This window comes from Mechercharimyces mesophilus (assembly GCF_059818345.1).
The window spans coordinates 92235-110482 of record NZ_JCBAPH010000007.1; the positions used below are offsets into that span (position 1 = coordinate 92235).

The 18248-nt window shown below is 43.2% G+C and carries 18 protein-coding genes and 1 riboswitch; of the genes, 3 read left to right on the forward strand and 15 right to left on the reverse strand.

What is annotated here, in order from left to right; translation table 11 throughout:
* Positions 1–188: 188 nt before the first annotated feature.
* The 6 genes from AC6RGY_RS15405 to AC6RGY_RS15430 form a co-directional block, all read right to left on the reverse strand.
* A complete protein-coding gene (locus tag AC6RGY_RS15405; protein ID WP_499864482.1) occupies positions 189–1130 on the reverse strand; it encodes an alpha/beta fold hydrolase in 942 nt (313 codons plus the stop codon).
* Between the two features lie 94 nt (positions 1131–1224).
* Positions 1225–2154 carry a helix-turn-helix transcriptional regulator gene (locus tag AC6RGY_RS15410; protein WP_499864484.1) on the reverse strand — a complete coding sequence of 310 codons (930 nt, stop codon included), beginning with the start codon at positions 2152–2154 and terminating at the stop codon, positions 1225–1227.
* A 49-nt stretch (positions 2155–2203) separates the two neighbouring features.
* Positions 2204–2551: a hypothetical protein gene (locus AC6RGY_RS15415; protein WP_499864486.1), complete on the reverse strand. Its 348-nt coding sequence runs from the start codon at positions 2549–2551 to the stop codon at positions 2204–2206.
* A gap of 114 nt (positions 2552–2665) precedes the next feature.
* Positions 2666–3562, reverse strand: coding sequence for an MBL fold metallo-hydrolase (locus tag AC6RGY_RS15420; protein WP_499864489.1), 897 nt, complete (start codon positions 3560–3562; stop codon positions 2666–2668).
* Positions 3563–3864: 302 nt separating this feature from the next.
* Positions 3865–5073 (reverse strand): MFS transporter, encoded by a 1209-nt coding sequence (locus AC6RGY_RS15425; RefSeq protein ID WP_499864493.1) that lies wholly within the window; start codon positions 5071–5073, stop codon positions 3865–3867.
* Positions 5070–6110 (reverse strand): ArsR family transcriptional regulator, encoded by a 1041-nt coding sequence (locus AC6RGY_RS15430; RefSeq protein ID WP_499864496.1) that lies wholly within the window; start codon positions 6108–6110, stop codon positions 5070–5072. Before AC6RGY_RS15430 ends, AC6RGY_RS15425 begins: the two co-directional genes overlap by 4 nt.
* Before the next feature lie 265 nt (positions 6111–6375).
* Between AC6RGY_RS15430 and AC6RGY_RS15435 the strand changes: the two genes are divergently transcribed.
* Positions 6376–7005 (forward strand): NAD(P)-dependent oxidoreductase, encoded by a 630-nt coding sequence (locus tag AC6RGY_RS15435; RefSeq protein ID WP_499864499.1) that lies wholly within the window; start codon positions 6376–6378, stop codon positions 7003–7005.
* Positions 7006–7270: 265 nt separating this feature from the next.
* Here the strand turns inward: AC6RGY_RS15435 and AC6RGY_RS15440 are convergent, their stop codons facing one another.
* The 3 genes from AC6RGY_RS15440 to AC6RGY_RS15450 all read right to left on the reverse strand — a co-directional run bounded on the left by AC6RGY_RS15440 (position 7271) and on the right by AC6RGY_RS15450 (position 9369).
* Positions 7271–7777 carry a GNAT family N-acetyltransferase gene (locus tag AC6RGY_RS15440; RefSeq protein WP_499864501.1) on the reverse strand — a complete coding sequence of 169 codons (507 nt, stop codon included), beginning with the start codon at positions 7775–7777 and terminating at the stop codon, positions 7271–7273.
* A gap of 126 nt (positions 7778–7903) precedes the next feature.
* A complete protein-coding gene (locus tag AC6RGY_RS15445) occupies positions 7904–8287 on the reverse strand; it encodes a hypothetical protein (RefSeq protein WP_499864504.1) in 384 nt (127 codons plus the stop codon).
* 473 nt (positions 8288–8760) lie between these two features.
* Complete coding sequence (locus tag AC6RGY_RS15450; protein WP_499864506.1) at positions 8761–9369, reverse strand: histidine phosphatase family protein; 609 nt, start codon at positions 9367–9369, stop codon at positions 8761–8763.
* Positions 9370–9551: 182 nt separating this feature from the next.
* On the opposite strand from AC6RGY_RS15450, the gene AC6RGY_RS15455 reads away from it, so the two are divergent.
* Both AC6RGY_RS15455 and AC6RGY_RS15460 read left to right on the forward strand, forming a co-directional pair.
* Positions 9552–10034 (forward strand): DUF2975 domain-containing protein, encoded by a 483-nt coding sequence (locus AC6RGY_RS15455; RefSeq protein ID WP_499864508.1) that lies wholly within the window; start codon positions 9552–9554, stop codon positions 10032–10034.
* A 10-nt stretch (positions 10035–10044) separates the two neighbouring features.
* Entirely contained in the window at positions 10045–10254 is a 210-nt protein-coding gene (locus tag AC6RGY_RS15460; RefSeq protein WP_499864510.1) for a helix-turn-helix domain-containing protein, read from the forward strand.
* Positions 10255–10389: 135 nt separating this feature from the next.
* On the opposite strand, the gene AC6RGY_RS15465 is transcribed toward AC6RGY_RS15460, so the two are convergent.
* From AC6RGY_RS15465 to AC6RGY_RS15490, 6 genes are all read right to left on the reverse strand, one after another.
* On the reverse strand, positions 10390–11421 hold the full coding sequence (locus tag AC6RGY_RS15465; RefSeq protein WP_499864512.1) for a fatty acid desaturase: 1032 nt from the start codon (positions 11419–11421) through the stop codon (positions 10390–10392).
* Positions 11422–11714: 293 nt separating this feature from the next.
* Positions 11715–12389, reverse strand: coding sequence for an ECF transporter S component (locus tag AC6RGY_RS15470; RefSeq protein WP_499864663.1), 675 nt, complete (start codon positions 12387–12389; stop codon positions 11715–11717).
* A gap of 20 nt (positions 12390–12409) precedes the next feature.
* Complete coding sequence (locus tag AC6RGY_RS15475; protein ID WP_499864515.1) at positions 12410–14041, reverse strand: ABC transporter ATP-binding protein; 1632 nt, start codon at positions 14039–14041, stop codon at positions 12410–12412.
* Positions 14038–14898 carry an energy-coupling factor transporter transmembrane component T gene (locus tag AC6RGY_RS15480; RefSeq protein ID WP_499864517.1) on the reverse strand — a complete coding sequence of 287 codons (861 nt, stop codon included), beginning with the start codon at positions 14896–14898 and terminating at the stop codon, positions 14038–14040. The genes AC6RGY_RS15475 and AC6RGY_RS15480 overlap by 4 nt, the downstream gene beginning before the upstream one ends.
* Entirely contained in the window at positions 14895–15632 is a 738-nt protein-coding gene (locus tag AC6RGY_RS15485; protein WP_499864519.1) for a DUF4430 domain-containing protein, read from the reverse strand. The genes AC6RGY_RS15480 and AC6RGY_RS15485 overlap by 4 nt, the downstream gene beginning before the upstream one ends.
* Positions 15629–17734, reverse strand: a complete 2106-nt coding sequence (locus AC6RGY_RS15490) for a DUF4430 domain-containing protein (RefSeq protein ID WP_499864521.1) — start codon at positions 17732–17734, stop codon at positions 15629–15631. Before AC6RGY_RS15490 ends, AC6RGY_RS15485 begins: the two co-directional genes overlap by 4 nt.
* Positions 17735–17878: 144 nt before the next feature.
* Positions 17879–18076: riboswitch (cobalamin riboswitch) on the reverse strand.
* Positions 18077–18248: the final 172 nt, after the last annotated feature.

The window sequence follows — 18248 nt, forward strand, 5'->3', positions numbered from 1 at the left end:
GCAATAGGAATACCTATTGGCGTTGCTATAGCTTTCGCGGATTCTTATCCCACCAAAAAGAAAAACAATAATAGGGAAGAACCAAAGTGACTGTTTCACTGGCACCCTAAAATAACTCATCTAAATTTCACTAGATTCAGCATGATGTCTTCTAACCAATCGTTAAACTCTTTTTGGTTGCTAAAAAATCACACCCTCCCTTGTTCCAGCCATTTTAAAATCGCTTGGTTTGTTTCTTCCGGCTTTTCTTGCTGAATCCAATGACCGCAATCCAGATTAACCACTTCCACATTGGGCACGTACTCCGCTAGTTTTTCAGACTTCGGGATCACATCCCGGTCGCCATAGATCATAAGTGTAGGCTGTTGGATGATTGGATTCACGTCTGCTAATAAGCGCCAGTTGCGGTCAAGGTTCCTATACCAATTTATACTTGCCGTGAAGCCGGTTGATTTGAAGGCGGAGACGAAAACGGCCAGTTCGCTGTCGCTCATGATGGGTTCACCGAGTGGTGTTTCTGCTCTGGCAAGATCCATCAACGCCATACCTGGCTGGGGCGCTCTGAGGGGCTCGTTCTTCCGGTAAATATTACGAAGGAACTGGAATGTATTTTCATCTAATACGGCGTCTGCGACACCCGGTTGTCGATTGAAGTGGACAAAATAATAGTTTCTTCCAAGTATTTCTTCCATGAACTCGATCCAAGGTCTATCTCCGCGCTCTTGGTAAGGCAAGCTCAGGTTTATCACTTTATTTACACGGTTTGGATGCAATAAGGCCAGCCCCCAAACGACCATTGCACCCCAATCATGACCGACAAAGGTGGCATCTTCGTATTCGTAGTGATCCAGAAGTGCGATGAGATCATCCGACAAGTGTTCAATGTCATAGTCTGTTACTTCGCTCGGACGGGATGAGTTGCCATAACCCCTCTGGTTTGGAACGATGACATGGTAGCCCGCTGCGACAAGGGCGGGCACCTGATAGCGCCAAGAAAAGGCATGCTCTGGCCAGCCATGACAGAGTACAATAGGTTTTCCTGCATTTTGTATGCCCGCTTCAAAGACTTCGAGTTCCACGCTGTTGACTGAAATAAGGGTAGGCTTGGGAAAATCAGTTTTATTAATCATCATATTACCTCCTATGCTAGCTGTACTAAAAGACTGTTACAGTTAGCATAGTAGCAAAGTGGTGTGACACCAGTATGTCAGGTTCAAAAAAACTTTATTGATATTTTTCATGCATCGATTTTATTCTAGATGCAACAGCTTGACGTACCCTTTCAGGACCTAACACTTCAACATGTTCACCAAAACTAAGTATCAATGCGAAATACCATTCCTTCTCTGGAAATTGTGCGGTCACAATCAGTTCACCTGTGTTCAGGATTTCAATATTTTCTTTGTCAAAAATATCTTCAACTCGGGACCTCACCTGGGGTACAAATTTTAAAGTAATGCTGGTTAAAGAGACCTGCTTCGTTGATGCCTCTTCAATTTCTTGATATGACTTTTCCCTACGCTTGAATCGTACATCTTCAACCTGCAAGTCAATAATGCGTGAAATCCTGAATACCCTAAAATTTGTTTTTAAGTGACAATAGCCAAACAGGTACCATGTAAAACCTTTAAAGATTAGTGACATCGGTTCTATCTGCCTTGTACTCGTTTCGTTTGCATAGTTTCTATATATAATTGTAATCAATTGTGATTGCGTGATAGCATTCCGGATGCTTTTGACCAGTTCTTTTTGTTTTGAGGTGTATGCCCAGGGTTGCATACCAATTATGATCTGCTCCATATGCAGGTCAAGATGATGAGTTTTATCCTGCGGAATAAGATTTCCCAGTTTTTCTATGGATGACTCAAGCTCAACATCCTCAAATGTTGAGTTAACACCTTTAAGTGCTGAAAGTATGGAACACAAATTGTTTAGTGTCAGCAACTGATGGTTTAATTTATAATTATCTCTAATTCCAAAACCACCATCAGTCCCAGGATATGATATAATTGGAATACCAGCCATATTAATAGATTCAATGTCCCTGTAGATCGTCCGAACCGAAACTTCTAATTTTTCCGCAATTTCTTTTGCCGATATTCGATTTCTATTAAGTAAGATAACAATGATTGTCATCATACGGTCTATTTTCATATTCATCTCCCTTAAAGCGATGTAATTATCATTTTGTTACGTAATATAGTTATCTGGTGTATTCCGTCATTCTCTTGTACTCAGCTCTCTTATAATATTGAGGATAATCTACAAGAAATATTCCTATCTCCGTATCCCAATCAGTGTATTCATCGTAGGTATCATCATTTACTTCGCCTTCATTTTTTTCTTCGTTCCTCATCATATCTTCTAATTCAATCATACGGTTAATAATCAAAAGAAAACGTTCTTCTACCTTCTGGCTTGATACCTTCTTACTCTTCTCTACTTTCACTTTTGGTTTGATCAAAGTAAACATCCTTTCGTTCTGTAACTCTATCATAATCCCTCTGTCAGCCAAAATGAACGAAATAGTTTCAGCCACTATATAATCCATTCGAACAGCCAACTATTGTCGTTCATTGTTTTCCTTTGGATTAGGGGTATAGTATAGCCTACGAGAGTTGAGCTTTGTATGACCTATTTCACGGGGAGAAATGATTTTAGGGCATTAACTAGGACTAATAATCATTTCATTATCCTGAATCAGAAATTGGATTTGTTTTCTACGCTCTAAATAAGTCAAATAGGCGGTAAATGAGGTTCGGAATAATAACCACTGTCCCACATTGTTTACATTAAGATTGTAATTAGCTAAATACCTCTTAAATAAAGTTGAAAAAGTAACGCCTTCGCTGTTATTTGAAATCATGCTAAACAGAGTATCCATTCTTTCCTGATGCAGTTTGATGTTCTTATGGACTGTACTTTGAAACGAGTGTTCAAAGGTTCCATGACCTGGAACAGCACCCTTACAGGGGACATCAAGTAATTTTTCAAGCGAATGGATGGTCTCATCAGCGTCCACAATAAATGGGATGACGTGCTTTTTTAAAGTTTCTTCACCAAAATAACTATCGGCAGCAAACAGAATATGCTCAATCAAAATTCCCACTTGATCATAAGAATGGCCTGGTAAGTGGATTCCCTCAAATTCAAAAGGACCAATTTTATTCCTTCCTGGCTCTAAATCATAATCAATCAGTACTTCTTTCCCTTCCAGGAATTTATTCCGTAGATCCTTTATCGGATGAGCCCCATTAAACAAATACATAGGCTCAAGTATAGGATTTTCCATAATGGCCTTCTCCCTGCGAGGAGCAAATAATGAGATGTTTTTAGATTCCTTCAAGTAATGTGCCCCACCAAAGTGATCGGCATGGGCATGTGTGATAACAGCATAATCTAATGGAAGGTTCTGCGTTTCTAACTCTCTTAACACCTTTTTAATGGCTTGTGCATCAAGTCCTGAATCTAAAAGAAGCCCCTTTCCTTCCTTTACACAGTATCCGATATTGACCGGTCCCTCAAAAACGTAACACACATCAGAAATTCTTGTGAAAGTCAAAGCATTTTCCTCCTAGTAAGTAATTTCGTGAATATTGATTTAATGCATATTCGTTAAACAACGTTACGAAACAGACGATAGGATTGATCTAACAGGTAGTCTGAGTCATGTATCAAAGACACATGTTCCTATAGCCATTGCATAAACTCTGGCTATGTGCCTGGGCTAGTTCTTGCAATCCAAAGAAGTCCCGGATTTGTTTTCTTTGAGCTTGGATTCCACGTACCAAAAAAGAGTTCACTAGTTGTTTTTCCTTTACCTTCACTTCAACCTCTCCTTACTCCTCCTTTGACTGGGACAGGTTATGGATGTGCTATACCTTTTCTTCTCGGAAAGCAGGAAACAGCAAGAAAGAACAGTCCAGGTAGAAAAATCACCAGACCAACTGTCAAGTAGACCTGACGCGTACTCCAAGCCAACACTGGTGAAGAAGCAAACAATATTCCTAATGGCATCGTCACGCGCAGAAAAAATAAGCGGACACTACTTAATTGACCGAGGCGAGCACGAGGAGCCTTCTGTTGAAATAACGTTGCGCTTTGCGAGTGAAAAAGCGGAAACAACAACCCACCAAACAGTTCACACACCCATGCAAGGGGTATTGTATCAATTAAAAACAGCAACATGAAGGAGAGGCCTCCTCCACACAATCCCAAATACATTGTTTGTTTGGTTTGAGGTAGTTTGGTAAGAAGAAGCATCCCCAATACATAACCCACGGGAAAAGCCCCTGCAAAGAGGGCGTACTCCCAATCGTCCCCCTGAAGCTCCCCGCGTATAAATGGAATGCTTAACACCATCATGGCTCCCACAGCAAAACGTACCGTAGAAGAGAGAAACGTCAATTGCCACAGTGCGGGATTTAGAAAGAAGGTGCGATACCCCTCTTTTACCTCTGCCCACCACTTCCCCCCTGTCCAGCTCCCTTCTCTATTCACATGAAGCATAGGAAGACGCAGAAGAACGAAATAACTCGCAAGAAATAGCATAGATGAAAGAAGATAAACAAAGGGAAGTGGACTAACCAACAATAGAAGCGAGATCACCCCAGGAGCAAGAAAACTCATCAATCTCATGGTTGTGTCTAACAAACCATTCGCATCTACCATCTCTTCTTTTTCACAAACTTCTGGTAATAACGAAAAGGATAAGCTTCCATAGAGAGGTTGTAATAATCCCAACAAGCATTGCAATACGATAAGTCCAACCATTGTGCTCCTATCTGTACCAAGAACATAACCCAATAAGGGGAGAAGATACGCACCCGCCCGAATGAGCTGGATATTTTGTAATGCTTTTTCCTTTGCCATATGGTTCAAGAAAGGCGCACTAATCGATTGCAGAAGAAGAGAGGGAACAAAATAGATTAGCCAAAGTGCTCCCATCCATTCCTTCGATCCTGTTAGTTCATAAAGCAACAACCCGTTTACAATACCGCCGGCAACCCCCCCAAACTCAGAGACAATTTCCCCCACCCACAATGTATAAAAAGAACGAGAGAACCTTTTCATCCCTTCGCTCCTAGATACCGCGCTAGCTGTGTCGAAAAGTCATTCACCCGCGTCATATTGGCTGAGTAGACTCCTTTATCCACCTGAATAAACTTAGCCGCTTTTAAGATAGAGAGCTGGTGGTGCATCGTTGTCTTGGACATTTGAAACTGAGTACTAATGTCTTGTAGAGACAACGGACCTCTTAGAAGGTGATAAAGTAACTTTAAACGCAACTCGTCCCCCAGTGCTTTGTGACCACGAACCAGTTCATTAGAAGGACTGCCAGGCTCCAGTAAGTATTCCTCAGACAGAGGATAAAAGAACAGTTTTGTATCCGTCGTGCGCAGGGATAAGACCCATGGACGATAGGACACATGTGGAATGCACTTAATGGTCCAAACAGACGGCTCAGGAAAATAGTTGACTCCACCGGTAATCCTTTTGATCTCTTCACCAGGATTTGTCCAGTCATGCGAGCGTTGCTTCTGTGCTTCAAATTCTAGTGCCTCCATCCACTTTGTCCAACCTTTTTGTTGGCTCACCCACGCGTACCATTCCTCTAACATCGTAATAAATAAATCACAGGTCTCCTCATATGAATACCGTCCAAGCTCTCGTACATATCCACCTAGGTATTCATGCCCTTCGAAATAAGTTGCATATTGAGTGAGCGCTACTTGATCTCGTTCACGCACAGCCATCGTCCGCTCTTGTTCATAATTTCTGCCATGGTAAGGCAGCAAGAAATCGTATACGGTCTCTGGCGAAAGCTGGATCAGTCGATTCGAAAAATCTTGAATAGAGGAAGTGGACAGTTCATTTTGCAACAGGATTAATCCATACCAAAAATTTGTTCTTCGCATGATTTCCAGTTTTCTCAAAAGAGAAGTTGGCATCTGGTCTTGTAAGGCTGTCCACTCTTCATCTAAATCAAATGTATGCCGAATTTGTGCATAGGTATAGCCAGCAATCCCCATAACGACTTCCCATACGGGTGAACTTTCTACCTGAATAGAAACCTTCTCCGTCGGTTCCAATGAATAATAGTGCTTCATTGCATCTCCCCCTTTCATGTACTCTCTTAATTCTAATATATTCGTAATATACATTCAACATTATTCGAATATTAGTGCGTACACTTTATTGGCCATACGTAATCGTTGCCCTTTGTCCTTGATAGCGATATGATTGAGGAATTATGCCCCTGAAAACATGAAAGACTTATTCTCATCAAATAATATAAACACGCTCTTTTTATTAAAGATTGATTTCTACCGTAGCATTCCTGTAAGAAAACACCCCTATTGGAGGTACAAGCCCATGAGAATTTCTCTTTTTGGTGCCAGTGGTGGAGTCGGGCAACACCTACTCCAGCAATTGCTTCAACAAAAGTATCAAGTCACCGCACTCGTCCGAACTCCCTCCAAAATTGACATCCAACACCCTGATCTCACCATCCTTCAGGGAGATGTGTTTGATGCTGAAAGCGTAAAGAAAGCTATTGTTGGACACGATGCCGTCCTGTGCACCCTAGGAACACCACTGGGCTCCAAAGAGCCGGTTCGCTCAGTCGGAACGCAACATATTATTCAAGCCATGAGAGAGTATGGCGTCCAACGCCTCATTGCCATAGCGGCTTCGGATGTGGTTAAACCTGAACAATATCGCTTCTGGGAAAGACCCATTGTTCGTCTATTCTCATTAACGGATACTTTCGCCATTCGAGATTCTGCCTTACAAGAAAAAATGATTGTAGATAGCCCATTAGATTGGGTTGTCGTTCGCCCTCCATGGCTCACAAATGGCCCTCTGACCGATCGATATAAGATAGAAATCGATGTTCCTATTCCCATTTGGAAAAGAATTTCTCGTGCGGATGTCGCTTCTTTTATGATCAGCCAATTAATTAAGACCACCTATGTAAAACAAAAACCAACAATTTATCGTTAGTACACTCCTCTCTTTTCATGAAGGAGCAAACAGAATAGGGATTCCTCGCACTCGTTTTCTATCTATCACTGTTGTAGTAGAGAAAGAAGAAAGCGAGCAAAAGGAGCGTTGCAACTCCTCTTCACCCGCTGGGACCTCTCTTTTGCGTGCGATGAGCCCTTACCTAGTCCTAATTGGGTCGCTTTTCCTCACTCGCATGATTCCGGTGATAGAGAACTTCCTTAAACAGCAATGGGTTATCTCGTTTCCCCAGTACGACATGCCTTTAAGAGGAAGGACTTCTTGTGAACTTGGTCTGCCCATCATAGAAGTGTGGGTTATCTAAACGATACAATAGCTCATTTTCCCGTAATTCTTGCGTTTCTTTAAAGCTTATCCTCTCCAACAGTCGTATCGATCTATTATTCTTATAGCTCACACTAGCTTCTATTGTTTGTAATCCCATCCTGTAAAAAGCAAATTGTATCACAGGACGCAGGGCTTCTGTCATATATCCCTTTCCCCAATAAGCTTTGTGAAGATCAAATCCAATTTCAGCTGTTTTTTTGCTCACGTCCCAGCAGTGAAAGCCACATGTTCCGAGCAGTCTCTGCTCCCTCTTGCTAAACAAGCCCCATCTACACCCAGAATCATCCATATGATACCGGATGATTTCTTCTGCTTCTAAATAATCCTTACAAGGAGGTATATCCATAAACTTTACGATATCCAAGTCTGAGAATAAATCAAATACTGCTTGAACATGCGACAAATTCAATAATTTTAGCATCATTCTCTCTGTCTCTATGGAAGGGTATTGCATCCGTTGTATGCCTATTGTCCTCACCCACTAATTATATTGTTATCTTATCTAAAATACCTTCTAAGCTTGAGTTTCATTAAAGATCAGAGTAGAGCCCTACCGTAATGCTTTCTTGACCTTTTCTCGATAGGAAAGATCGTAAATTACTGGTTTAAGAAAGCGCTGAAGAGATCCCTTCTGGCTAATCACTTGGGAGTAACCCGACTCTAATTGATCAGCTTGAAACACGAACTCGCTCTTGATATTATCCTCCTCAATGTACATGGCCCAAGTAAGTACAAAAGCCGTTGACCCTCCTTTTGCTCCTACCTTGTGCATCTTCTCTCTCCCCAAGATGGCCTGTAGTCGCTTCTTTTCATTCTCATTTAAGCCGACCACTCGATTAATGCTTGCCATGAGCTTTGTATAATCGCTTGCAGCAGCTTTGGTCAATCGGTCAGACCAAATTTTCTGCAGAGAGAGTGAGTTTTGCAAATCCATTGGGTATGGATGAACTCCCCCTCCCTCTAATCACACCTTCTCCATAAGCTATATATCTTCTCAAGCTTCATCTTAGCCACCTGGGATATTCTAATATCCTCATGAGTAAAAAAAGCCCTCATCAATCATTTGGAAGCAAGCGGCAACTTCTCACTTCCTTTAATAAAGTTTGAAGAGCACATTCACAAAACATATTCATTATACCAAATTGTGTATATGTGTCAGCAAGATTTTTTAAAAAGTTATTACTTTCATATTCAAATAGTGGTTGTGAAGGTAGGTGTATAGTAAAACCATCCTAGATAAAAAAGTTGCGCCTTTACGTACACACAGATCGGTACTGTATTCTCGTTGCCAAAAGTATACTTTTCAAACGCATGCATGCAAAAACCTTCTCCTTTTTCGGAGAAGGCTTTGACGGACCTCCGACGGCCCATCATGGATTATATCACGATCAAAGAAGAACAAGATGTCTATTCGCTGATGGAAGGGTTTAGATGATTCATCCTGTTTAAGAAATGAATTTTCCTCCCTTGTTGCGTTTGCTCAATCAGGTGAATTCCTGTATCACCTGTTTCTATCCACAGGTTATGTAAAATGGGCATTCGCAAGAAGCTATCCAAAAGCCGTGTAATCATCCATCCGTGTGATACAATCGCGATACGATTATAAGATTGGCTCTCTGCCTCTGCTAGGATACGTGAAAAAGTGTGTTCTGCTCGTGCTCTAAGCTCAATCCACGACTCTCCCCACTCGCCAAACTTTTCGTGTGGTTGCAGCTCCCACGGATGAGGGCCAATATGGTCTGGCATACCCGCTTGACTTCCGTTGTTTAACTCTCTAAGATCCGCTCGATGCTCAACGAAATAACCTCCTTTCTGCGCGAGGAGGTCGGCTGTCTCCTTGGCTCGCACTAGCGTGCTGGCGTATATCTTCTCGGGTGGGTAATGGTGATTCACCCACTCAGCCATTTTCCGCGCCTGCTCTTTTCCTAATCTCGTCAAAGGATAATCGGCACGTCCCTCATGAACGTGAAGTAGATCCGCCTCCGATTGTCCGTGGCGAATAAGTAAGATTTGCATTTCATACACACCTTTATTAGAAAATTTACAATATCTGAATGATCTCTCTTGAGACCATCCTTGTCAACGCTTCCTTGCTAAATTCGAGGTTACTATATATCGATTATCGATAAATTTTTGTTGACAATCGATCGTAATAAGGGTAAGATCAAAACACCAACGATCAAGTGAGGTGTTCATTGATGAATCGAGGTTCGACTATTTTCTTGCGAATAACATTTTCAACCATAGGATTGGCCATTCTGCTCGCCTGTATTTTTGGATTGCCTGCAATAGTAAAGGAAAGTTCAGCAAACCATCCAGAAACAATTTCCTTCCTGTATATCCTATTAGGTGGCATGTATGCAGCAACCATCCCGTTTTTCATTGCCATATATCAAGCTTTGCGAATTTTAGGTCTTATCGATAAGGAAAATGCTTTCTCAGAGTCCTCTGTTAGGTTTTTAAGAAATATTAAGTTTTGTGCCATGACAATCACCTTGGTATATACGGCAGTCATGCCCTTCTTCTATCTTGCAGGAAAGAAAATTGATTCTCCTGGTCTCATTTTACTGGGATTTGTTTTTATCTTCGCTTCCCTTGTCGTCTTTGTATTTACTGCACTTCTCCAGAAAATATTAGAACACGCAATCGATATCAAATTAGAAAATGACTTAACGGTGTGAGGTGAGTCGCATGGCCATTATGATCCATATTGATGTCATGCTTGCAAAGAGAAAAATGAGCGTAACAGAGCTATCTGAAAAGGTCGGAATAACAATGGCTAATCTGTCTAAACTGAAAAATGGAAAGGCCAAAGCCATTCGATTCACAACATTAGAAGCTATTTGCATCGCCTTGGAATGTCAGCCTGGAGACATCTTAGAGTATAAAATCGAGGAATAGTCATCCCATTATGTCGAGAAAATCAGTGGAATAAATAAGAGGTTTTGGAGCTAGCGCTCGATGCAAGTATACTCGAGCGCTAGCTCACGAAGGACCAGCTTCCCCTCCGTCCATCTTTTCGGCGCTTCACTCCTCCTAGGAATGGTGAAGCGCCTTTTTCTTGCGCAAATAATGGCGAATCGCGCGATTACCAATAAATTTCTTTGACTGCTCATCCCACAACTTAAAAGTTAGGGTCTTAAAGCTTGACCAAAAAGTTAACGTGGGGACGTCTTGTAATCTTGCATCACTTAAGTGAGCCCGTTCAAGGTGGTAATTGGGAACACGTGAATTGAGATGATGGACATGATGAAAACCAATATTACCGGAGAACCACTGTAACACGCGTGGCAGTTTATAAAAGGAACTACCTTTTAAAGCGGCTTCAACATAATTCCACCTGTCACTATTTTCAAAGTAACCATCTTCAAATTGATGTTGCACGTAAAATAGCCAAACTCCGCCTAAAGCAGCAAAATAAAAAATTGGGAGTTCAACCAAAAGAAATGCTTTCCAACCAAGTGTAGACCCAATCAGAAAAAGGACCCCTACCAATACTAAATTCGTAAGCCACACATGCCTTTTTTCCTTCTTGCCCGCTCCTTTGCGATTGAAACGATACTCAATCAAAAAGGTGTAGAGAGGACCGATGAGAAACATGACAATCGGATTTCGGTACGTACGGTAGATCAAACGCTTGATTTTTGAAGCATCCGCGTACTCTTGCAGTGTCATTGTCCATATATCACCGACACCACGCTTTTCAAGATTTCCATTCGATGCATGATGGGCGGCGTGTGTATTTTTCCATTGTTCATAGGTACTAAAGAAAAAGAAACCCAATATGATCCCGACGGTATCATTCAACCGCCTCTTCTTAAAAAAGGAGTAGTGGGTACAATCGTGAAAAATAATAAACATCCTTACAAGAAAGCCTGCCGCTGGAATGGACAGAAGTAAAGTGAGCCAATACGATATTTCTAAGCTCCAGTAAGCAAACCCCCACAGTAGAAAGAAAGGTCCTACTGAATTGAGTAGTTGCCAAGTACTCTTACTTATACGTGGCCGTTCAAACTCAGATAACTTTTTTTTCCATTCTCGTAAATCATATTTGTTCTGATCGTTCATTTCTTTCTCCTCATTTCTTTCTTTTCAATACTTCGTCATTCTCATCATACCACCAATGGTGTTTTAATAAAAAGGAAATCTCTTGGTTAGATCCTCCTTCTCCTATTATTATCTCAAATCCGTGTATCCATAATCCATACCAACCAATTCACTCCATCTTCATCTGTTACGGACATCCACCCCAGCAAACAAAAAGCAGGAACAACCAATTATCTTGAGAAAAAGGTGGTCATGCCTTTTATACGGCGTATGGTCATGCAATCGGTTTACAGGTGCGTATGCAGAAATACCAATTAGATACTTTTAACTCTGTTTTCCTCAATACTTTTGTCTACTTGCCCAGGCACAAGTCCATATTTACGTTGAAATCTTGACAAAATACCCACCCATCGTGTTGAAAATAACGCTAAGAAGAACACATTGGAGATGGCATGGGCAAGGTCAAAATAAAAGCTCGCCGTATAAACAGCCAAAAACGTTGTCCAATCATGATGTTGCATCCCGATCAATACCCATAGGTTCATGATCCAACCAAAGAGAAATCCCCAAAGAAATCCAAATAATAGGAGTATCCATTTCTTCCTCATGATAAACGTATGCCGTAAAGCACCTGCTGACCATCCCACAAGGCCCCAACTTACCATTTGCCACGGAGTCCATGGTCCTTGTCCCAAAAACATATTGGAGACCAAAGCGGCACCCACACCGATAACAAACCCCCGCTCCGCCCCTAAGACCATCGCAGACACGATGATTACAAACGTAGTGGGTTGGACACTTGGCAGACCCGCAAAAGGTACGCGGCTGACCGCTGCGATCGCAGTCAACAAAGCGATGAGAACCATCTCCCTACTCCCTCTGCTTGTTCGCTCAAAGCGCAGGATCATCAATCCCACAAATAGCATAAGGATCACAAGACTCGACCAAAATGGATCCAGATCGCTCCATTCCATTCCAATCCAGGCCATCACAAAAAAACAGACAACCCCTATGAACCATCCCACTTTCCCCATAAGCGTACTGCCTCCTCCAGAGTAACCGCTTCTGGTCTCCCTGTATTCCTCGTCATGCGGTAGATCGAAGTCGTATAAAAATCATTCCCTCGTAAAAAGACATCTGCCGGTTCCGAAACAATGACTTCTCCCTCAAATAGTAGAAGGCAACGAGATGCCGTTGCCGCGGCAAACTCCACATCATGGGTCGTAAATAGAACGGCTCTCCCCTGCTCAGTCTGCTCCTTTAAACAATCCGTCAGTTGTTGTCTAGCCGAGGGATCCAGCCCTTGGGTCGGCTCATCCAAAAGATACAGATCCAACTCTTGTAGCAACAGACACGCTAGCGCGACTTTCTGTCTCTCTCCCCCACTGAGATCATGCGGATGTTGCTTCAGAAGAGAAGAGAGCGACCATTCTGTCAACACCTTCTGATACAAAGATTTTTTCTCTTTCTTATCTATGCCCAAACTACTTACCTCAAGTTCCTTTTCCACCGTGTCTTCCATGAAGAAGGCTGCTGCCTGTTGCGGGAGATAGCCCAATCGTCGTTTTCTTTGGAGCCGGACCCGTCCCGAGCGAGGATTGAGTATGCGCGCGACAACCTGTAGCAAAGTCGACTTGCCCGATCCATTTCCTCCGAAGACAGCAACACATTCTCCTGGGGACACCTTCATTTGCAACTGTTTGAGTACTCGCTTTTCCGGTTGATATCCAAAATCAATGCGCTTCAATGAAACAATGGGGGACTGAGCGTTCTCTAAGCGCGCAGATTCCTTTGTTTCGGTGTTGGCTTTAAGCGATTGTTCCATCACCCATTTTCTTCCTTCACTCACGGTTAGAGGGAGAGGAGATCCCCCCTTTCCCCTATGAAGAACAAAGGATGGAATTGCTGGAATCCAAGCGCTGAAAGCGGAATTTTGCTGTTGCATCCACTCGATCCCCGCTCCCCTCGATCCGCTAAATCCCATTTCGCCATTCTCTAAAATCAGCACTCGATCTGCTAATGCATAAACCTCCTCCAAGCGATGCTCAGCAAGAAGTACTGTCAACCCTGTCTCTAGATTCAAACGCTTGAGTGTATGAAGAAAATGACTAGCATGAACCGGGTCCAAATGAGCCGTCGGTTCATCCAATAGCAAGAGCTGAGGACGAATAGCCAGAATCGACGCTAGATTGAGCAGTTGTTTTTGTCCACCCGACATCGTCCGTGTCTGTTGATTGATCCAGGGTTCTATTCCCAAATAAGCACTCGTTTCCGCTGCACGTCGCCTCATATATGGAGGAGAAAAACCAAGATTTTCCATCCCAAACGCTAATTCTTCCAATCCTTTTTCCATCACGATTTGATGCTCCGGATGCTGAAACAAGAACCCAATCTCCTGAGCCGCTCGCCCATCTTCCAACTCCTGCAATCGCATACCTTGATAAAAAATCTCGCCTGCACGATTGCCCACTGGTTGTAATTCCTGCTTTAACAACCGGAGTAGGGTGCTTTTTCCTGATCCTGTCGGACCACAAAGAAGGACAAATTCTCCTGGAGCAATCGAGAAGGAGATCTGCTGAAGGGTGGGAGCCGCGTTCTCTGGATAAGTAAAGCTGACATTTTCACAAGAGAGAATATTCATTTCATCATCTCCTTCATTTCCACCCATATAGGAAAACTTAAGAATAGCAGGTAGCCAATCAACATGGCCCACTCCATTCGTTCAAGTCGCAAGGTTTCTAACTCTGGATAAATCGTGAGTGCTCCCCACCCTTTCACTCTCCCCCAACAACAACAAACCAACAACACCAGTAAAAAAAGTCCCGCTAGCACATCTCTTACTCTCCAAGACCAGGTGGGATACGATGTACGCCTCCCTCTTCCAAAACCACGCGCCCTCATGGAATCTGCTGTCTGTAAGCCATCCTCTAACGACCACGTAAGGAGTACCTCTAATTGACTCATACCTGTACGCATACGCTCTCGTACACTAAGGGAGACAAATTCTCGTCGAACGCGCTGTACTTTCCTTATTTCCTCCAAGCGATTTTGTAAAAGGGGAACAAAACGAAGTGCAATCATCGTCAATAGTGCCCATCGTGGAAGAAAGCGTGCCGATAGATAAAGAAATTTATCAGAAGAAAGGATCTGTTGGTAGGAAATAAAAACAAGAAGGAGCGCAACCAGAATAGCCGCCATCATACTCCCATACAGGAGAGCTTCTCCTGTCATGCGAAAAGTCCCACTTTGCCAAAGTACGTGAGTCCCGCGGTGGGAAGTCAAGACATTGACGATCACTAGGATGCCCACCGTCCACCCCATCATCTTTTTCCAACGAAAGAGTGATTCTCCCCCATCATAAAGAAGGTTCACTGCTGTCAATACAGCAGCGCCCATCAAAAGAAAGATCGGATGAAAGAAGAGAAATAGCAGGATCATCGCACCTACGTAATATAAACCGGCTACTGCTGGATGCATTTGCTGAAAACCACTTGTCATCGAAAATTAGCTCCAATATCTTTTCCCAAATTGCGGGTATAGAGCCACTCCACTCGGTCACCTTTTTCCAAAGGATAAATGCCTGCACTCCGATCGGGAAAAACACCATCGACACGATACATCCAACCGCTTTCTGCTCCTTTATCAAATTCGTATAGTTGATTAATTCCCTCTACGTACAGCGTATGCGACCAGCCTCGGTACTCCATTTGAATACCTTCGTCCTGCGTAGCGCGAACCAGTGCATCAAACACGGTATCTTCACTTTCAATTTCCACGGACCTGGCGCTTAAAATCTCCTCTCCATCTACCCCGTGAATCGAAAAGATGACCGATTCTTTTGCCTCTGCCTTATTGGAATGCGTCGATAGAACAGAGCTTTCTGTTCTATCAATCACGGACTTTTGCCTTGTATCCGATTGATTCGTCCGCGCTTCTGTACTCAATGAATCCTTTTCAACCGATCTCGTTTGTTGCTTCTCTTGGGTCGACGGAGACTTTCTCTCTCCTGTTGCAATAGAATTCTCTGATGAGGTAGCCGCCGCATGAGGTTGTTCATGATTTTCCTGTGGAGTACGCAAACTTTCTTGTTGTATCCCGTGTTGTTCTACTTGTGGTGAAGAAGCAGCATCCGTTTGAAAAACAAACGTCCGAGTAAGTTCCCATCCCCCAGCACCTGTGACAAGAAGTCCTATGGCAACAAGAAGAAGCGCCGCTCTTTTTTTGAATCTCATTGCCATCCTCTCCTCTGTTCATAGAGATACAAACATAACCCGATTAAGCAAATAATCATGCCCATCAGAAGTATGAGTAAGCCTCTGTGAACCTCATTCGCTTGGTTATTCGTAGCAGAAGCGTTAGGAGCAAACGCATATTGCGTCAACTCTTCTTCAGTGGACTCGGTACCCTCTTCCATTCTCTCAAGTGGTTCATTTGATGCTGGGGGAGAAGGAGCCGTGCTCGAAGAAACCGAGGAAGCTCCGGGAGAAGAGGAGGAGTTATGATAAACCGTTGTTTCTCTTATCACCTCTTTGTAAGGTGGTTGCGGGGATGGGGCAGGTACTTGAACAACCTCAACCACCTTGAGATGCCTATCAACTGTTGGTTCTTTCATCTCATGTGGATCAGGGGCAGGCGTCGACGGTTGAGAGGGAGAAGGATCTGGTACAGGATCAGGTGATGGTGGAACATCCACAGGAGGCTCTTCTGGTTCAGGAGAGACCGGTTTAAAATCATAGATACGTGGTTTTCCCGTTAATAGGTTTCGATAAGCGGTGAGCGCAATTAATGCTTGTTCACTAGCCATAAGATTGCTCCCCCCATCCTCCACATGGGCAAAGCCACCGTCCACTTGTTGATAGGTAAGCAAATTATCGATGACACTCCCACCTGGTTTGGTGAAAGCAAGTGACGTGGGTGCTATCCCGTTCGAACAAAGAGCAATCACCACTTGTGAAGCGCTTTCACTTGTCTCCGATCCCCACGAATAAAAACCTCCGCTCTCCTTCTGCTGAGACGAAAGCCAGACAAACCCTTTTTGTTTTGCCTCTTCCACTTCCTTCCCTTCATAAGGAGCCAAAGAGGTTAATGTCATCGCAGTAATATCCACATCGCCGGTCCCTTGAACAAGGGACCAGCTTCCATCATTGTTCTGATGATCGAGAAGCCACTGCACAAGTTGATCGCGATTCCATAACGCATCATCTGGAACTGTGTATCCATAAGAATCAAGTGCTATCAGAGCAAAAATGACCCCATTGCTTCCTTGGTAGGTCATCCGCTCACTGTTGTACAACTTTTCTACCAAGTTATAGCCAGCCACATTTTGCGCATTACCTCCGGCTGCTCCTATGCCCATAATCAATCGTTCATAGTCTGTCACTTTACGAAATTCTCCGTTATTTGCCTTGACTTGCCCCTCTACCTGTGAAAGATAACCTTCAGGAATCCAACCCTCAGCTTGAGACAATCCAATCACTTGCCATTCAGATGAAGCAAAATTGGACTTCACCCATTGGATCAAGGAGGATAATTCCGGACTATCTTCTGGTTCCTCCATGTTACTGTCCTTATTTTTTTCTTCCCCTTGTGAACTCTTTTTCGCTGTATCAGAAGAGGCTGATTGCCGTTTCATAGAGACTTCTTTTGATAAGTTTTTCGCCTTTTCAATCCGTGCATTCCCTGAAGAATCTAACTCATTTCTTTCACCTGTTGTTTCCTGTTTTTCTCCTTCATCCGTTTGTTCGCCCTTTATTGCCTCCGGTTCGGTCTCTTTTTCTTGGATCGTCTCTCCTTCTTTTTCACTAACCAACTTCTCTTCATTCTCATTACCAGAAGCATCGGAGGAGACTGGTTCACGTGTCTTGTTGTTTCCCACTCTCTCTTGGTTCAAGCTGAGTGGAAAACCCACATCGCCACCGCCATTGGCCGTATACACCCACTCCACTACATCATCATCGTCTAGCTCATACACACCGGCGCTATACAGAGGAAACTGGCCATTAACCCGATACATCCAACCACTTAAGGGACCCCGATCAAACTCGGCTAATCCATCAATTTCATAAACATATAGACTAGAGCCCGTGCCACTGTATCCCACTTGATTTCCAAGCTCTTGATAAAGGACATCAAAAGCAGTATCGCCATCCTCAATTTGGACGGCAGTATCCTGTAAAATGGTCCCTTTTTGTTCATCGCCTACTACCGATAGGGTAATGGCATCGGTCTCCTGAACTTGTATATCAGATGCTTCTCCTAATGCAGTCCCCTGAAATGGAACCAACAATAGGAGCGCCACAAAGATGAGTACCCATCTGCTTCTGTTCATTTTCATAAGCTGATCTCCCCCTTTTGGTTTCATACAAAATAAAAAATACCCGCTCTACGGGTATCGGTTGTCTTTGGACAAGTAAACGAACACACACCATCAACTGGCCTGTATGCTTATCCAGCAACACCTCCTATCCACGTAGGAACTTTTGTGTTCATGTTTAAGGCAGGTCTCCTGGCTTATGTTCATCACCTCCTACTCCTTCCCATCCGTTTGGACAGTGGATATTTAGTAGGAGACTCCCATATACAGTGGCGGGACCGCGCCGGATTTTCACCGGTCTTCCCTTTTAAGCAAATCAATGCGACAACACAAATGATCTGCACCTTAAACGTTGATTATTCTTTTTTGTCGAATTTTCATCAAATTCGAAAGGGTGATTCAATAATCATCATAGCATAAAAGGATGAACGTAAGTCAACATATTTTTAGTCTCAATTCCCTCCCAAGAGAACCACTTTAAAAAACGCTCTTCCCCTCTTCATTTTTCGATTAGTCCCTCTAAATGGTATTTCAC

Excerpts from the sequence above, each read along its gene's own strand:
- AC6RGY_RS15470 (WP_499864663.1), bottom strand. The coding sequence starts at position 12,389 with ATGGCCTGGATTGGAATGGAATGGAGCGATCTGGATCCATTTTGGTCG.
- AC6RGY_RS15460 (WP_499864510.1), top strand. The coding sequence starts at position 10,045 with ATGGCCATTATGATCCATATTGATGTCATGCTTGCAAAGAGAAAAATG.
- AC6RGY_RS15475 (WP_499864515.1), bottom strand. The coding sequence starts at position 14,041 with ATGAATATTCTCTCTTGTGAAAATGTCAGCTTTACTTATCCAGAGAAC.
- AC6RGY_RS15455 (WP_499864508.1), top strand. The coding sequence starts at position 9,552 with ATGAATCGAGGTTCGACTATTTTCTTGCGAATAACATTTTCAACCATA.
- AC6RGY_RS15425 (WP_499864493.1), bottom strand. The coding sequence starts at position 5,073 with ATGAAAAGGTTCTCTCGTTCTTTTTATACATTGTGGGTGGGGGAAATT.
- AC6RGY_RS15435 (WP_499864499.1), top strand. The coding sequence starts at position 6,376 with ATGAGAATTTCTCTTTTTGGTGCCAGTGGTGGAGTCGGGCAACACCTA.
- AC6RGY_RS15405 (WP_499864482.1), bottom strand. The coding sequence starts at position 1,130 with ATGATTAATAAAACTGATTTTCCCAAGCCTACCCTTATTTCAGTCAAC.
- AC6RGY_RS15440 (WP_499864501.1), bottom strand. The coding sequence starts at position 7,777 with ATGATGCTAAAATTATTGAATTTGTCGCATGTTCAAGCAGTATTTGAT.
- AC6RGY_RS15465 (WP_499864512.1), bottom strand. The coding sequence starts at position 11,421 with ATGAACGATCAGAACAAATATGATTTACGAGAATGGAAAAAAAAGTTA.
- AC6RGY_RS15410 (WP_499864484.1), bottom strand. The coding sequence starts at position 2,154 with ATGAAAATAGACCGTATGATGACAATCATTGTTATCTTACTTAATAGA.
- AC6RGY_RS15445 (WP_499864504.1), bottom strand. The coding sequence starts at position 8,287 with ATGGATTTGCAAAACTCACTCTCTCTGCAGAAAATTTGGTCTGACCGA.
- AC6RGY_RS15490 (WP_499864521.1), bottom strand. The coding sequence starts at position 17,734 with ATGAAAATGAACAGAAGCAGATGGGTACTCATCTTTGTGGCGCTCCTA.
- AC6RGY_RS15430 (WP_499864496.1), bottom strand. The coding sequence starts at position 6,110 with ATGAAGCACTATTATTCATTGGAACCGACGGAGAAGGTTTCTATTCAG.
- AC6RGY_RS15480 (WP_499864517.1), bottom strand. The coding sequence starts at position 14,898 with ATGACAAGTGGTTTTCAGCAAATGCATCCAGCAGTAGCCGGTTTATAT.
- AC6RGY_RS15485 (WP_499864519.1), bottom strand. The coding sequence starts at position 15,632 with ATGAGATTCAAAAAAAGAGCGGCGCTTCTTCTTGTTGCCATAGGACTT.
- AC6RGY_RS15450 (WP_499864506.1), bottom strand. The coding sequence starts at position 9,369 with ATGCAAATCTTACTTATTCGCCACGGACAATCGGAGGCGGATCTACTT.
- AC6RGY_RS15415 (WP_499864486.1), bottom strand. The coding sequence starts at position 2,551 with ATGGATTATATAGTGGCTGAAACTATTTCGTTCATTTTGGCTGACAGA.